This is a genomic window from Pelagicoccus enzymogenes, assembly GCF_014803405.1.
GTDB classification, from domain to species: Bacteria; Verrucomicrobiota; Verrucomicrobiia; order Opitutales; family Opitutaceae; genus Pelagicoccus; species Pelagicoccus enzymogenes.
Genome location: NZ_JACYFG010000036.1, coordinates 35109 through 49889, shown reverse-complemented (window position 1 = coordinate 49889; position 14781 = coordinate 35109). Strand labels below are relative to the sequence as shown.

Annotated in this window: 12 protein-coding genes and 2 tRNA genes; 3 read left to right on the top strand and 11 right to left on the bottom strand. The window is 57.1% G+C overall.

Features of this window, described 5'->3' with window-relative positions; genetic code table 11:
• Positions 1–19: 19 nt before the first annotated feature.
• The 10 genes from IEN85_RS12575 to IEN85_RS12530 all read right to left on the bottom strand — a co-directional run bounded on the left by IEN85_RS12575 (position 20) and on the right by IEN85_RS12530 (position 11574).
• A tRNA-Tyr gene (locus IEN85_RS12575) sits at positions 20–105 on the bottom strand.
• A gap of 106 nt (positions 106–211) precedes the next feature.
• Entirely contained in the window at positions 212–931 is a 720-nt protein-coding gene (gene radC, locus IEN85_RS12570; protein ID WP_191617436.1) for a RadC family protein, read from the bottom strand.
• A 242-nt stretch (positions 932–1173) separates the two neighbouring features.
• Positions 1174–2154, bottom strand: coding sequence for a peptidylprolyl isomerase (locus tag IEN85_RS12565; protein WP_191617435.1), 981 nt, complete (start codon positions 2152–2154; stop codon positions 1174–1176).
• A 22-nt stretch (positions 2155–2176) separates the two neighbouring features.
• The gene (gene mfd, locus IEN85_RS12560; RefSeq protein WP_191617434.1) at positions 2177–5611 is read right to left on the bottom strand and encodes a transcription-repair coupling factor; all 3435 of its coding nucleotides are present in this window, start codon (positions 5609–5611) and stop codon (positions 2177–2179) included.
• 57 nt (positions 5612–5668) lie between these two features.
• Positions 5669–6466 carry a ribonuclease III gene (rnc, locus tag IEN85_RS12555; protein WP_191617433.1) on the bottom strand — a complete coding sequence of 266 codons (798 nt, stop codon included), beginning with the start codon at positions 6464–6466 and terminating at the stop codon, positions 5669–5671.
• Positions 6467–6522: 56 nt separating this feature from the next.
• The gene (locus tag IEN85_RS12550; protein ID WP_191617432.1) at positions 6523–7311 is read right to left on the bottom strand and encodes a ParA family protein; all 789 of its coding nucleotides are present in this window, start codon (positions 7309–7311) and stop codon (positions 6523–6525) included.
• Between the two features lie 113 nt (positions 7312–7424).
• Positions 7425–7862: an L-fucose mutarotase gene (gene fucU / locus IEN85_RS12545; protein WP_191617431.1), complete on the bottom strand. Its 438-nt coding sequence runs from the start codon at positions 7860–7862 to the stop codon at positions 7425–7427.
• A 36-nt stretch (positions 7863–7898) separates the two neighbouring features.
• Positions 7899–9377: an MFS transporter gene (locus IEN85_RS12540; RefSeq protein WP_191617430.1), complete on the bottom strand. Its 1479-nt coding sequence runs from the start codon at positions 9375–9377 to the stop codon at positions 7899–7901.
• Positions 9378–9497: 120 nt separating this feature from the next.
• The gene (locus tag IEN85_RS12535; RefSeq protein WP_224772609.1) at positions 9498–10586 is read right to left on the bottom strand and encodes a zinc-dependent alcohol dehydrogenase family protein; all 1089 of its coding nucleotides are present in this window, start codon (positions 10584–10586) and stop codon (positions 9498–9500) included.
• A 34-nt stretch (positions 10587–10620) separates the two neighbouring features.
• Positions 10621–11574 (bottom strand): aldo/keto reductase, encoded by a 954-nt coding sequence (locus IEN85_RS12530; protein WP_191617859.1) that lies wholly within the window; start codon positions 11572–11574, stop codon positions 10621–10623.
• Positions 11575–11937: 363 nt separating this feature from the next.
• Here IEN85_RS12530 and IEN85_RS12525 point away from each other — a divergent pair, with 363 nt between their 5' ends.
• From IEN85_RS12525 to IEN85_RS12515, 3 genes are all read left to right on the top strand, one after another.
• Positions 11938–12417: a cell wall hydrolase gene (locus IEN85_RS12525; RefSeq protein ID WP_191617429.1), complete on the top strand. Its 480-nt coding sequence runs from the start codon at positions 11938–11940 to the stop codon at positions 12415–12417.
• A gap of 84 nt (positions 12418–12501) precedes the next feature.
• Positions 12502–12575, top strand: a tRNA-Cys gene (locus IEN85_RS12520).
• Positions 12576–12964: 389 nt separating this feature from the next.
• Positions 12965–13417: a GNAT family N-acetyltransferase gene (locus IEN85_RS12515; RefSeq protein ID WP_191617428.1), complete on the top strand. Its 453-nt coding sequence runs from the start codon at positions 12965–12967 to the stop codon at positions 13415–13417.
• A 369-nt stretch (positions 13418–13786) separates the two neighbouring features.
• Here the strand turns inward: IEN85_RS12515 and IEN85_RS12510 are convergent, their stop codons facing one another.
• Positions 13787–14731 (bottom strand): helix-turn-helix transcriptional regulator, encoded by a 945-nt coding sequence (locus IEN85_RS12510; protein WP_224772638.1) that lies wholly within the window; start codon positions 14729–14731, stop codon positions 13787–13789.
• Positions 14732–14781 lie beyond the last annotated feature (50 nt).

The following is a 14781-nucleotide window of genomic DNA, read 5'->3' as shown; positions in this document are numbered from 1 at the left end:
CTTTTTTTGAAAAGAAAAATGGTGGTGGGAACAGGATTCGAACCTGTGTAGGGTTTCCCCAGCAGATTTACAGTCTGCCCTCGTTGGCCGCTTGAGTATCCCACCGACCGGTGAAAGGCCGCCTAGAGTCCCCGTTTTGAATTAAAGATCAAGTGTAAATTTGAGAAAATTTCCTCTTCCCGTTTTTCGCGCTTTCCGAGCGTCGGAATTGTCAGAGCAGACCAGATTCTTGAAAGCTGTAATATCCACGGGAAAGCGGGTCGTGTTCTGGGTTTCCAACTACAAGATGGTCGAGAAGGTCGATGCCGACGATCTTTGCGGACTCGCGCAGTTGTCGAGTGACCTTGATGTCCGCGGCGCTGGGAGAGGGGTCGCCGCTGGGATGATTGTGGGCGCAGATCACGGCGGAAGCTCCTTGGCGAATGGCTTCGCGGAATACTTCGCGCGGGTGCACGAGACTGTTGCTGGCGGTGCCGGAAGTGACTTCGACTTTCTTGATAAGCCGGTTCTTGCGGTTCAGGCATAGGGTCCAGAACTTTTCGATTTCCAGGTTTTGGGTGTCTTGTCTCATGAAATCGAATACGAGGTCCGGGCTATCCAGTATGGGAGCGGTTACGGGGGAACGTTCCCGTACGCGCCGGCATATTTCAACGATGGTGATAAGTTGGAGGGCTTTGACTTTGCCGATGCCTTTGATGGCGCGAAATTCCGCGTCGCTCCATTTCAGCAACCCATTGAGTGAGCCGGATTCCTGCAGGATTTCTGAGGCCACGCTGAGTACGTTTCTTCCTTTGCTGCCGCTGCGCAGGATCATGGCGAGTAGCTCGGAGTCGCTGAGACTTTGGGGGCCTTGGCTTTCGAGGCGTTCTTGTGGGCGTTCGCTGACCGACAAGTCGGCCAGCCTCGGGGTGAGGTAAGTTGAAGAGGGCATGGAGAGGTGGATTTGTGAAGTGAAGCGAAGGGTAACAGGCTTCGCTGTGGAGGAGTAGAACGGTTGAGGGGGCAGGAGACAAGTCTCGGGGCCTTGATCGCGGCGCTCCTTCGATAAACAGGGGCTTCGACAAGGCCGCTTCCCGCAAATCGGGATGTGCGGACGGGGTGAAACCCGTCCCTCCACAAAAAACGCGAGCCGGTGAAGACTCGCGTTCTGGGAAAGTGGTTCGCTTTTGTCGCTTAGTTGAAGCGGCGCACGTAGCCGTCGCGGCGTAGGCGTTCGAGGAATTTGGCTTCGGCCTCGCTGGCCATTTGGGTGATGAGGATGTCCTCGATGTCGGCGCGCACCTCTGGGAGCGGAAGGTAGCCTTCTGGGCGGTGTTCCTCGGAATAGAGGATGAAGAGGTTGTTCTTGATGAAGATCGGCTCGCTGAATTCGCCTTCCTTGAGGGCAAAGGCCGGACCGCTGAGTTCTTCGATCAAGGAGCCGCGCGTGACCCAGCCCCAGTCGCCGCCTTTCTTCGCCTTGGCGTCGTTGCTGTATTTTGCGGCGAGCTCGTCGAAGGCGAAGCCCATTTCCAGCTTTTCGTAAATTTCGTCAGCGGTTTGCTTGAGCACCTCGTCGCTCTCGTCGGCAAGCTTCGTTAGGCGGATGAGTCGCAAGTGGAGAGCTTCCTCTTGAAAGAACTCCTGCTTGTACTCCTTGTAGAATTCCTCGATGCGCACCGGACTGACGATGGAAGCGGACTTGCGCATCTTGCTGCGCATGTAGTTCACAATGATCTCTTCCTTGATCATGGTGCGGTGCTCCTCCGGCGTCTTGCCGATCGACTTGAGGTAGTCCAAGTAGAGGGAGCGTTTGCCCTCGAACTTGGTGATGATGGTTTCCTCGATTTCGTTGTCTACGAAGCTGGCTGGGATTTGGCCCTTGTCCTCGTAGAACTGCTTCACGATGAGGACGTTGTCGGTGAGGTTTTGGATAATCTCAGCCTCCATCTTCTCGATGGCCTGACGGAATTTCATGGGGTCGCCGCCGGAGTCCTTTTGGATGGAGGGCAGGTAGGGTTCGAGTTCGCGTCGCACTTCCTCGACGGTGATGATCTTGTCCTCGGCGATGGCCGCGATGCTGTTGGCGAGGCGCGCCCCCTTGGGCAGCTTCTGGGCTGTGGTGAAGGCGAGCGGAATGAGTAGGGTGAAAATGAGAGTCGCTTTTTTGATCATATGACTTGGGATCGGCGTGGGCCTATCGGGGGTCTCTAGGCAAATTGTTTAAGAAGACAAGGATTTCGTTCAACCGCTTCAAGGCATTATTAGAGTTCAAGCGGGGGAATCGGCTGCCGCGTTTGATATAGTCCGATTCTCGACCGCGATAGATGCGGCATTTCAGGCGATTTCCTTGAGTCTCGACCGAGTGAATATGCTTTTGTTCCGCGAGGCAACGCACTTCCGTCAGTCTCAGCAGGGCTTCCACTTCTGTGGGGAATTTTCCGAAGCGATCGGTGATGGCTTCGCGGATTTCCCTAACCTGTCTGGGACTGCCGGCGAGGGCGAGTTGGCGGTAGAGGTCGATGCGGAGGCGCGTTTCGCTGATGAAAGTGGCGGGAATGCGGGCTTGGACAGGCTCGCACATGCCTTCCTTGAGGTCGAGGCGCTTCAAGACGGTGTACCCGTCCTCGTGGCGATTTGCCTCCTGCATGTTGCCTTCGCCCTGGTAGACGAAGTCGAGTTTCACGTTTGCTCGGATCTGGGTGGCGGAGGCGTCGCCTTTGAGTCGGGCCACGCTTTGCTTGAGCAACTGGCAGTAGAGCTCGAAGCCCACGCCGACGATGTGCCCGGATTGCTCGCTGCCGAGCAGATTGCCGGCGCCGCGTAGCTCGAGGTCGCGCATGGCGAGGCGGAAACCGGCGCCGAGCTGGTTGTGCTGGCGAATGGCGGCGAGGCGCTTGCGGGCTACGTCCATGAGCCGCTTGTGCTTGTGCAGCAATAGGTAGGCGTAGGCCTGGCGTTTGAAGCGGCCGACGCGTCCGCGCAGTTGGTAGAGCTGGGAAAGGCCGAAGCGGTCGGCCCCTTCTATAATGATGGTATTGCAGTTCGGGATATCGAGGCCGGACTCGATGATAGTGGTGCAGACTAGGAGCTGGTACTTTTGGTTGACGAAATCGAGCATCACGCGTTCGAGCTTCTTCTCGTCCATTTGCCCGTGTCCCACTCCAATGGATACTTCCGGCAGCAGCGCTCGCAGCTTAGCGGCCGTGCTTTCGATGGATTGGACTTGGTTGTGCAGGTAGAAAACCTGTCCGCCGCGGGCTATTTCGCGACGCACGACTTCGGCCACGAGGTCGTCGTCGTAGCTTTTGACAATGGTTTGGATGGGTTTGCGCTCTACGGGCGCGGTTTCGATGACGCTCAGTTCGCGGGCGCCGGTGAGGGCCATGTAGAGGGTGCGCGGAATGGGGGTGGCGGACATGGTGAGGATGTCCACGGTGGAGCGCCATTCCTTGAAAACCTCTTTGTGCTTTAGTCCGAAGCGTTGCTCTTCGTCGATGATGACGAGCCCCAGCTCCTTGAAGGAAACGTCCTTTTGCAAGACGCGATGGGTGCCGATGAGGATGTCGACTTTTCCGGCGGCAGTGGATTGCAGAATCTTCTTTATCTCGGCCGGCTTGCGGAATCGGCTGACGAGTTCTACGACGATCGGGTAGCCCGCCATGCGGTCGCGGAAATTGAGGAAGTGCTGCTGGGCGAGCACGGTGGTGGGGACTAGGATTACCACTTGCTTGCCGTCCATGACGGCCTTGAAGGCGGTGCGAATCGCAACCTCGGTTTTGCCGAATCCTACGTCTCCGCAGATGAGGCGGTCCATGGGGACGGGCTTTTCCATGTCGGCTTTCGACTCGACGATGGCTTTGAGCTGGTCGGGCGTTTCCTTGAAAGGAAAGGAGCCCTCGAATTCCTTTTGCCATTCGGAATCGGCGGCGAAGGCATGTCCGCCGCCGCTGTCCCGCTTGGCTTGCAGTTCCAGAAGTTTTGCGGCGAGGTCGAGGGTGGCGCGTTCGGCGGCTTCGCGGGTCTTGCCCCAACGGTTGGTTCCGATGCGTCCCAGCTTGGGTCGTGTCTTGGAGATGCCGACGTAGCGGCTGATCAAGTGGGATTCCTGTAGGGGGATGTGCAGGACTACGCCTTCGTCGAATTCGAGGGAGAGGACCTCGCGTTGTTGGCCCTGCATGTCCACCGTGGTGATGCCGCGATAGAGGGCGATGCCATGCTGGAGGTGGACGACGAATTCCCCGTCTACCAGTTCCGCGAAGTCGAGCAGCTGGTCGACTTGCGATTGGGTGACAAGAGCTTTGCTTCGAGTGGGCGGCTTGCGGCCACGGCGTCGGCCGAAGAGTTCTGTCTCGGTGATGAGGACGCAGCCTTTTCTGCCTTTCAGTTGCGGCCAAGCGAGTTTGCCGAGCTTGGGGCGGTGGTGGATGCGGAACCCTTGATTGAGGTCGCCTTTCCAAAAGGTGAATTTGATTTTCTTTAGCTGGGCGGACTCTTCGATGATCTCCTGGAGGCGGTTCTTGTCGCTATCGTTCGGAAGCACCACGATGATCTCTTCTCCTCCATTACTCCATTTTTGTACCTGATCCAAAAACTGGATACGTGCGGATTGCTCGTCGGCGAGGCGTTCGTCGGCCAGTTTTGCGTTGTCGGGAAGCGGGCGGTAGAAGGACAGGGATTCCGCTTCGAAGAGGTCGGTTTCAGCAGTGGGGTCCTCGCCCGTATCGAGGTCGAGGTCGGAAAAAGTGGCCCACTTGTCGGGATGGGAAGAGCGAAGGTCCCTCAAGCGGATCCATGCTTTGCCAATGTTGTGGTCGTGGGCTTGTTCGAGGACGGAGTCGAAGGACTCGAGCAATTGGTCTGGTTCGACGATGGCCCAAGCGGTTTGTTTTGGCAGGTGATCGGCTATTCCGTTTTGGGCAATGGAAAGTTCGAGGGTGGGGGAGGCGTCTATGGCGACGCTTTTAACGCTAGCGCCGGACCGCTGGGTGACTGGGTCTAGTTCTTTTATGGCGTCGATCTCGTCGCCGAAAAAGTCGATACGGTAAGGTTTGTCGGCGGAAATTGGATACACGTCGATAAGTCCGCCACGTCTGGCGAATTGGCCGGGGGCCTCGCAGAGCCCTTCGCTGTCGTAGTCGAGTGACTGCAAGGTATCGACCAGCTTTTCGAAGTTGTGGGTTTCGCCGGTTTTGAGAACGATCTGGGAGGCCGCCAATTCTCGGGCAGCAGGCACGGCTTGGGCGAGAGCCCTAGGCGTGGTGGTGAGGACAAGCGAGCCTGAGTTTTGTCTTATGGCGGCGAGGGTTGCGATGCGTTCGCTGCCGGTTTCGAAACGTTCGATCGGGCTGTCCTCGTCTTCGTTGAGCTCGGATTCCTCTGGAAAATAGAGGAAGCGGGCGGTCGCTTTTTCGCCTCGAACTTGCTGGTGGAAATAGGCGAGGTCGGCGTTGAGCTGCTCGGCGAGACGGGCGTTTTTGACGACGACGATTGAAAGTTCGGATTGGTTCGCTTGTATCCAATCTTCGATGATGGGGGCGACCGCTTCCTCGCTCACGCCGATCTTTTGCTCCCAACGATCGAGGCTGGAAGGCAGGAGAACTGAGCTTTGGCTGCTGGAAGTATCGTGCACGGGGTAGATGACGATGTGGGCGGCGGATGGATTGCGTGCAGCGGATGCCCGCAGAAATTACCTGTTTTGGGGGCTTTCGAGCTTGGCGATGGCTTCGATGGCGGCTTTCTCGGCGGCCTCTTTTTTGGTGCGCCCTTTGCCGCTGCCGAGCTTCTCGTCGTTGCAGTAGACGGCGATTTCGAAGATCCGCTCGTGGGCCACGCCTTTTTGCCCAGTCGTTTCATAGCGGAGGGCATTGTTTCCGTGCACGGGTTGGATGAGCTCCTGCAGCTTTCCCTTGGGGTTGGAAATAACGCCCTTGGCAGTAGGCGCTGTATCCAAATAATTGTAGAGACCCAATACGATCTTGCGCGAAGTTTCGAAGTCGGAGTCGAGGTAGATGGCTCCAATGAGAGCTTCGAAGGCGTCGCCGAGGGCAGAGTCGCCGTCCGCCACGCCAGCTTGTCTGTCCTTGGGCTTGAGGATGAGGTAGTTGCCTAGATCCAGCTCGCGGGCGATGTTTGCCATAAAGTCGCCGCGCGCGTAGCCGGAGCGGAGGGCGGTGAGCTTTCCTTCGCGGTGCTTGGGAAACTTTTCGTAGAGCTTCTCGGTAAGCACCAGTTGGATGACGGAGTCGCCAAGGAACTCGAGGCGCTGGTTGTTCTTCAGCTGGTCCTTGGTGTTGAGGAGGAAGGAGGGATGCGTGAGAGACTGGTAGAGCAGTCCCTTGGTCTTGAAGGTGTAGCCCAGTGCGCTCTCGAGCTTGCGAACTTTCGCCTCGGAGAGCTCGGTGGCGTGCTTGCTCTTGCGGGCTGCTTTCTTGTCAGAATCTTTGGATACGGACTTGATAAGGCGCTTAAGCTTGGAGGCTACCATAGGAAAGAGTGAAGAGAGGGAATTGAGGAGCGACTGTTCGCTCCTCGTTGGCGTGCCTACTTTTTCTTTAGATCGAAACGCTTGATGATCTCCTTGGCCAAGTTTCGGTATGCGGTGGCTCCGGGGTTGGACTTATCGTACTCGAAGATCGTTTGTCCGAAGGAAGGTGCCTCGCTGAGGCGCACGGTACGGGGGATGACGGTGTCGAAAATCTGCTCCGGCAGGTTGGTGCGCACTTCTTCCACGACTTCTCGTGAGAGGTTGGTGCGCATGTCGAACATGGTCATGATGATGCCGCCGACTTGCAGGTGGTCGTTGACTCCCGCATCCTTGAGGCGGTCGACGACGGAAAGGATTTGGCCGAGTCCCTCGAGGGCGAGGTATTCGCACTGTAGGGCGACGAGAAGATAGTCCGCCGCTGCCAGGCTGTTCATGGAAAGCATGCCCAGAGCGGGCGGGCAGTCGATAACGACGGCTCGGTACTCTCCGGAGTCGAAAAGGGGAGCGAGGGCTTGCTTGAGCTGGAGCAGATAGTCCTCGCGTTGGGCGACTTCGATTTCGGCGGCGGCGAGGTCCATCTCGGAAGTGAGAAGCGAGAGGTTCTTGCGGCCGGTTTCGACGACCATGTCCTCGATTTGCCCTTCGCCGAGGAGCACGGGATAGACGCTGCGCCCCTCTAGCTTGTCGATGCCGAGGCCGCTGGTAGCGTTGGCCTGCGGATCGAGGTCGATGAGCAGGGTGGGAACCTTTTGGTCAGCGAGAGCTGCGGCGAGGTTGACTGCGGTGGTGGTTTTGCCAACGCCGCCTTTTTGGTTGGCGATGGTGAATACGGTAGTGGAGGCCATAGGATTTGTTGCCTGTGTATGAGGCAAAAATCCCGATTGGCAATGGTATTGGCAAGTTGCTTTCGAATGAAGAGGCTCCCGCAGGGCGGGGCGGGTGGGAGCGGTCCCTCCAGCTATTGGCTTACAGGGGTGACGCCTTTTTTCAGGATGATGTTTCCGTACTTGGCGGTTTCGCCGGTCATCACTACGGCGTAGGCCTTCTTAGCTCGCTCGTAGAAAGCGAATCGCTCGATGCGTTCGGATGGCCTCGTTTCTGGCCATGTCTGGCGGATGGCGGCGAGGTAGCCGTTTTCGACGCTCGGATCTAGTTCGTCTCCCGGGACGGCTGCCATCATGGCGAGGGGATTGTCCACGTACTCGTCCAGGGCGAACAGGGGGCAGATGCCTTCGAGCAGGGCGGCGATCTTCAGGCCGTCGGCGCGGATGACGTTTTCGTTGAAGGATTCGCCCGGGAAGTGCGCGTCGGCGAGGACGATTTCGTCGCCGTGGCCCATGCGGTAGAGGGCGTTGAGCAGTTCGGGGCTGAGGATTGGTGAAATTCCGATGAGCATTTTGAGAAGAGTTTCAGGTTTTTGGCGGTGATATGTCTAGGCAGCTCGGTGGTGATACTGGTAAGTGCGGTAGGCGAAGAGCGCGATGAGAATGAAGCAGGCGGCGGGCAGCCAGAAGGAGGCCCTCACGCTGTAGGCGTCGATGAGCCCGCCCTGCAGTTTCGTCAATACGGCTCCACCAACGATTGCCATGATGAGGTAGGCGGAGCCCAGTTTCGCTTCCTCCTCCTTGAGGTCTTTCAAGGCGATGCCGTAGATGGTGGGAAACATCAGGGACATGCAGCCCGAGACCAGCACTAGGCTGGCGAGGCCCACGTACCCAGGGAGGTAGATGGCGCCGACGGTGCAGCTAAAGCCCCCTAAGGCGAAGAGGAAGAGCAGCTTGCTCGGGCGGATGAAGCGGAGCAGGAAGGTGCAGATGAAGCGGCTGCAGAGGAAGATAACCATGGCAGCGATGTTCCACTTCTGGGCGGCGGCGAGATCGAGCCCCACTTGCTCCATGCCGTAGTGGATGATGAAGGTCCAGCACATGATTTGGGCGCCGACATAGAAGCCTTGGGCGAGCACTCCTTCTCGGAAGTGGGCCTTTTTGAGCAGCTGGGCTGTGACGGTGAAAAAGGGCGCATCCTTTTCGTCTCTTTTGAATATCGGGAGTTTGGATACGCTGAAAATTATCAGGAAAGTGAATACGACTCCGGCTATAACCATGTAGGGCGTTCGTACGAAGCCGAGGTCTGCGTGCTGCAAGGCGCGAAACTTTTCAGGCTCCTCAGAGCGAAGCGTTTTCAGGGCGTTGGGGACGGCTCCGTCCAAGACACCGGGAAGTTCGTTTTTGAATACGGGTACACCGTTGCCGTAGAAAGCGACTGTGTTGCCATCTTTCAAGGTGACCTTGTCGCCCTCGAGGGTCGCTCCGGCTGGTATGTTTTGCGCGTCTGCCAGCAGGTATTGCGTGTAGGCGGGGTTGTTTTCGCGGAGCTCGGCTCGGAATTCGCCGACTTGCAGGGAGGGAGCGAGCAGGAAGGTGGCGACTGCCATTCCGGTGAGCGAGCCGATGGGATTGAAGGCTTGGGCGAGGTTCAGGCGCTGGGTCGCGGTCTCCGGTGGGCCCATGGCGAGAATGTAGGGATTGCAAGAGGTTTCCAGGAACGCGAGGCCGTAAGTGATGACGTAGGACGCGAGGCAGAAGATCCAAAAGGTAGCGCTGAGGCTGGCGGGAATGGTGATGAGGGCTCCGGTGCCGTAAAGGGTAAGGCCGAGGATAATGGCAGCTTTGTAGCTGTAGCGGCGGATGAAAAGGGCGGCTGGGATGGCCATGCAAAAGTAGCCGGTGTAGAAGGCGAATTGCAGCCAGGAGGCCTGGGAGGTTCCGATGATAAAAACTTGTTCGAAAACCTTGACCAGCGGGTTGGTGAAATCGTTGGCGAAACCCCAGAGCGAGAAGCAGCAAGTGGTGAGGATGAAGGGGAGCAGGAATTGCTTGGGAACGACGGGAATCTTTTCTTGGGTACTCATGGATGTCGGGCGCGAGTGATATCTTGGGAGGGGTGAGGCATTGTTGAATGCAGGGCGGGAAAATGCGGGGAACCCATCGCTCGTGAAGGCGAGCGATGGGCGAATGTTCTCGTTGAGAGGCTACACGTCTAGTTCTTCGTCGAAGCAGACCGCGACTTTGCCGCACTTGCCTGAGGCCATCAGCGAGTAGGCGTCGCTGACGTTTTCGAGGGCGAAGCGGTGCGTGACGAGCTCCGACGGCTTGACGCCCCAGCGCACGAGACGCTCGAGGAGCTCTTCCATGCGCCAGGTAGAGGTCACCCAGGAGCCGTAGATTGTCTTTTGGTCGTGGATGAGGTCTGGCGAGGGATTGAGATCCATGGTGCCGCCTTCGCCGATGAGGACGATCTTGCCCCATTTGCGAGTCGCTTGCACCGCGGTCTTGCGGGCGGCGTGGTGGGCGGAGCAATCGACGGCACGTTCCACGCCGTGTCCGCCGGTGAGGGCTCTGATTTCTTCGACGTTGTCAGGACCTGCCTTGAGGACATGGTCGCATAGGCCGAGATCCTTGGCGATCTGCAGGCGCTCGTCGATGGCGTCGGTTCCGATGATAAGCTTGGCTCCAAGGGCGCGGGAGAGAACGGCGGCCGCCAGTCCGACAGGGCCAAGGCCCGTGACGAGCACGGCGTCGTTGCCGCTGATGCCGATCTTTTCGAGCCCTTCGTAGACCGTGCCGAAGCCGCAGGCGACTTGGGCTCCGTCGACGTAGCTCAATTCGTCGGGGAGGGCGAGCAGATCCTTTTCCTCGGCGATCATGTATGGCGCCATTCCGCCGTCGCGCTGCCATCCGTAAGCTCGGCGGTACTTTTCGTTTGTGCAGGAGATCATGTAGCCGCGGCGGCAGTCGTTGCAGACGCCGCATCCAGAAATATGATACACGACTACGCGATCGCCGTTCTTGAACTGGCGGCAACCGGGGCCGACCTTCTCGATTTGGCCGCTTGGTTCGTGTCCGGCTATGACGCCTTGGTAGCCTTCGGGCCCCTTGCCGAGGTGCTCGTGGTAGATGCAGCGGATGTCGGAGCCGCAGATGGTAGAAGCTTTGACGCGAATAAGCACTTCCCCGTGGCCGGGTTCGGGAATGGCGAATTCTTTAAGTTGGGTGGAGCTGTCTCCCGGGAGAACGGCTCCTGTCATGGCGGTGTGAGTGCAGGTGTTAGAAGAGCACATTTTTGGTGTGGGTTGTATAGATTGGGGAGAGTGCTTATTGAGCGATTTTGCCGTCAAGGTCCCAGAGGTCCTCCCAGGTTTGGCCATCTTTCCAGAGAAAGACCTGCCCTTTGATAAGGCGGCAGTTCTTGTCGATTTTAGACAAGGCTTCCATTTCTGAGTCGCTCAGCTTCGGAGTGGTGAGTGACTCGAGGTTCGCCCGCATGTTGCGGGGATTGGTGGAGAAGGGGATCGGAATCTGACCGCGTTGCTCCGCCCATTTCACACAGAGGGTTGCGGGATGAATCCCATGCTTTTCGGCGATTTCGCAGAGAACGGGGTCTTCGGTGTCGACGGTGTCCTCGCTGGTCTTGTCGCGCTCGGGTCTTGCGGGGGATCCGATTGGGCAGAAGCCGACTGGCTGTATGCCCTGGGAGACTACATAATCGAACAGTTCCGGTTGCTGGAAGTGGGGATGCAATTCCATCTCGTTGACGGCTGGTTTGATTGCGGCATCCCGCAGCACCAGCTCGAGTTTGGCCTGCGTCATGTTGGAAGTGCCGATGCTGCGGGCGAGGCCGAGCTCCACGAGCTTCTCCATCTGGCGCCACGTCCTCATGAAGTTTTCGTGGATGTAGGGCCGTGCGTCCGGCGAGCGCGAGCTAACGTCGCATCCCTTGGCGTGGAAATTGGGGAAGGGCCAATGCACGAGGTATAGGTCGAGGTAGTCGAGTTGCAGGTCAGCGAGGGTTTGCTTGCAGGAAGCGACCACGTCCTCTTCTACGTGTTTGTCGTTCCAGAGTTTGGAGGTGATCCAGAGTTCCTTGCGGTCCACCTTTCCCGAATCCATGACGTCGCGCAGGGCGGCTCCGATCTCTGCTTCGTTTCCATAGACCGAAGCGCAGTCGATGTGCCGGTAACCGATGTCGATGGCTGATTTCACAGCTTCCGCGACGGTTTCGTTGCTTACGTGGTCGGAACCGAAGGTTCCAAGCCCGATGGCGGGCATTCGATAGCCGCTGTTCAGTGGGCGGCTAGGAATTTTTTGCGGGTCGATTCTCTCGATTGTGGGCATGTTGAGTATATTTGATTTTCGATTCGTCCAGTGCTTTAGGACGCTTCGGGGGAAGCTCGCTGCTGGGGTGACGCGATTCTAGGGCAATTGTCTTCGCCTGGGAATAGTAGCTTATGACCAAAGATTGGATATTTATGATCTGATCTCTGCGAATCTTGGGTTTAGCGGCGCGGATTTTAGATCCGCTTGGAGCCGTTCCGAATCTGCGAAGGAGCGAGCGTGTCTGTGGTCCTGCTGGTTTCCTTCTCGCGAAAGGCAGGAACTTTGATTTCCGTATCGTTTCAGAGCTGCGAACTCATGAAACCGACTTTTCTCTTAACAGTGCTGTCTCTCTGCCTCTTTCCCGTTTTTCTGCGGGCGGAGGCCCTGCCGGATGCTTGGGAACGCCAGGTCCTGGCTGCGTGCCTGATCTTGGAGGCGGCGGACCAGGGGGAAGCGGGGATGCAGGCGGTCGCGGCGGTGATACGCAACCGGAGTGGCGGTGATGCCTCGAAATTTATCGCGGTGGTGAAGAAGCCGTATGCGTTCAGCGCTCTCAATGCGTCCACGGTAAAGGGCAAGGATAAGCAAAGCTTTGCTCCGCTAGTCTCGCGGGCCTCCAAGGACATTAACTGGTCGAAGGCGCTCTCAATCGTGGACGCGCTCTACTCGGGAGAATTGAGCGATAACACTTTCGGGGCGGACCACTACTCCCGCAAGGACGAGCTTCCCAGTTGGAGCCACGGAATGCGCGCTACGACGGTGATCGGGGACCATCTCTTTTTCAAATCTCCCTAGCTCAAGCTGGGAGAATCGAAATTAACGAAAGTTTCTACTTGAAACTCGAATCCAAAACGCAATCGTGACGGCCTCATAACGGAGGGCGTGGTAGCCAAGTGGTAAGGCCGAGCTCTGCAAAAGCTCTATCGCCGGTTCGATTCCGGCCCACGCCTCCAAGTTTCGGTGCTATGTCGCACTCCGTTTCCACTGTGGGGAACGATTGCACGCTCACCGGCGATCCAGTTCGATGGCTCCGGCTACGCCTCCGCTGTCGCTTCGCTCGGTAACCGGCCCACGCCTCCAAGTTTCGGTACTACGTCGCACTCCGTTTCCACTGTGGGGAACGAATGTACGCTCACCGGCGGTCCGCTTCGATGGCTTGGGAGAGAGTGCCGGTATCGCTTTTCGACACTTTGTAGGTCGCTGACCTGTGGCTCGTTCGATGGGCTATCGCCTTTGCCGGCGTCCCCATTGCGCATTTCTGACCGTTTGAAAATTTTCGTTAGAATTTAGGTAGCGGGTTTTCTGGACTGTCGAGGCGCGATTCTGGCTAGATAGCAAGGGTATGATAACGATACGGAAAGCTGAACGAGCTGACATCCCATCCCTCGCCTATTTGCTAGGGCTTCTTTTTGAGCAGGAGAAAGAGTTCTCCGCGGACTTCGTGCGACAGAAGATCGGACTGGAGATGATTGTATCCGACCCGGCGGTAGGAGAATTGCTGGTGGCGGAGCGGCCAGACAAGGGAGTGGTGGGTATGGTTAGCTTGCTCTATACGGTGAGCACCGCAATCGGCGGAAGGGTAGCATTGCTGGAAGATATGGTGGTTCGGCCTGACGAAAGAGGACGCGGTTGCGGGTCCTCGCTCGTTGAAGCTGCTATGAACCTCGCTCGGGAACGTCATTGTAAGCGAATCACCCTGCTAACGGATTTCGACGATCTGGCAGCGGAGAAATTCTATCAAAAACATGGGTTCAAGCTATCTCCCATGGTGCCGCTCCGGCAGTTGCTAGACTGAGGTCAGCTATATCGCGAGTGGGCGATTGATACGTTTGGCGGACTGCCGCCCTCGTCGGTTTGGACCTGCGGTTCATCACAAGTGGCAAGCCGGCAGCCTTGTTTCTATACAATTGCCTTTGGCGGATCATAACGGTGGGAACGCATAGTCGCCGCTCTCTTGGATTTGGCAGTCGTACCAGTTCCGTAGATACGGCTATTCTAGATGCTGGCGCTGGTATGACGTTTGTAGCTTAGCTGCTTCCATGTTTGGATTATAAAGAGAAACCTCTGGGGGGGGCTCCGTTGGCATCTTATCCGACGTCTCCGGGTAAGGCTGGCGATCGGAAAGCTGAAGCTAATCGCGTGACAACGCCTCCTTGTCGCATATTCATTCTCTGTAGTGGGACGCTATTTTGGAGACGGTGTCCCTGAGTTGACTGCGTAGGGCTTTGGGCGACAGAGCGATCGCGTTCTCTCCCCAGCTCAATATCCAGGAGGAAACTTCGACGAGGCTACCGAGGTTGAAACTCACGGTAATCGATCCGTCTTGGTGGTATTCCACGGTTTGGGACGGGTGCCAGATGTTTTCGGAGATATATTCAGAAATGGGATTCAAAAACTTTATTTTAACCCGGTGCTTTCCTTCCGGGGAGTATATTCCAAAGCTGCTTCCCAAGTAGTCTTCTGCTGAAAAGCTTTCCGGAACACTGAATGCATTCCCGTTCAGCTTTGCATCGTTGGCTCGGCTGAGCAGGAAGGTGCGGATCGCGTTACGGCTGGTGTCCAAACCGATTGCGTACCATTTTCCGAGGAAGTTGGTGATGTGGTAAGCTTGTAGCGTACGACGTTCGGGCGACTTGGCTCCCAGTTTTCGGTAGTCAAAGCTGACTTCGATTTTGTCGAGGGCGGAGCGTGTAAAGGTATTGAGCAGGCTATCTTCAATTTGGGAAGTGCTGCCGTGGCGAAAGGATATCGTATCGCTCAGGGCGGTCAGGTTGGCGGTTATTGTATCCGGGAGACTGGCTGCGAGCTTGTTTAAAGCATTGGAAAGGGGTTTTTCGAAGGGGGTGCCGCGATAGTGGTCCATCGCTTTTTGCGCGATAGACAAAGCGAGCAGTTCGCCTTCTGAAATGTCTATTGTCGGGAGGCTCTCCACTTCTCGGGTGTAGTAGTAACCGTGTTTGGAGGGGTGGTATTCGACCGGTAGTAGCATGCGGTCGCGGATGAAATCCATGTCTCTCGCTATCGTCTTAGTGCTTACTTCGAGCTCTCGGGCGAGCGTTGAGCAATTGGGATAAAGGCCTCTTTTGAGCTCTTGGTGTATGCGGAGCATTCGCTCGATTGCGGGGCGTTTTAGGGAATGGATTTTGGGATCGTTTGCCA

Bases quoted from the DNA above. Each gene is read 5' to 3' on its own strand.
- radC (WP_191617436.1), bottom strand. From the start codon at position 931: ATGCCCTCTTCAACTTACCTCACCCCGAGGCTGGCCGACTTGTCGGTC.
- IEN85_RS12565 (WP_191617435.1), bottom strand. From the start codon at position 2,154: ATGATCAAAAAAGCGACTCTCATTTTCACCCTACTCATTCCGCTCGCC.
- rnc (WP_191617433.1), bottom strand. From the start codon at position 6,466: ATGGTAGCCTCCAAGCTTAAGCGCCTTATCAAGTCCGTATCCAAAGAT.
- IEN85_RS12550 (WP_191617432.1), bottom strand. From the start codon at position 7,311: ATGGCCTCCACTACCGTATTCACCATCGCCAACCAAAAAGGCGGCGTT.
- fucU (WP_191617431.1), bottom strand. From the start codon at position 7,862: ATGCTCATCGGAATTTCACCAATCCTCAGCCCCGAACTGCTCAACGCC.
- IEN85_RS12540 (WP_191617430.1), bottom strand. From the start codon at position 9,377: ATGAGTACCCAAGAAAAGATTCCCGTCGTTCCCAAGCAATTCCTGCTC.
- IEN85_RS12535 (WP_224772609.1), bottom strand. From the start codon at position 10,586: ATGTGCTCTTCTAACACCTGCACTCACACCGCCATGACAGGAGCCGTT.
- IEN85_RS12530 (WP_191617859.1), bottom strand. From the start codon at position 11,574: ATGCCCGCCATCGGGCTTGGAACCTTCGGTTCCGACCACGTAAGCAAC.
- IEN85_RS12525 (WP_191617429.1), top strand. From the start codon at position 11,938: ATGAAACCGACTTTTCTCTTAACAGTGCTGTCTCTCTGCCTCTTTCCC.
- IEN85_RS12515 (WP_191617428.1), top strand. From the start codon at position 12,965: ATGATAACGATACGGAAAGCTGAACGAGCTGACATCCCATCCCTCGCC.
- IEN85_RS12510 (WP_224772638.1), bottom strand. From the start codon at position 14,731: ATGCTCCGCATACACCAAGAGCTCAAAAGAGGCCTTTATCCCAATTGC.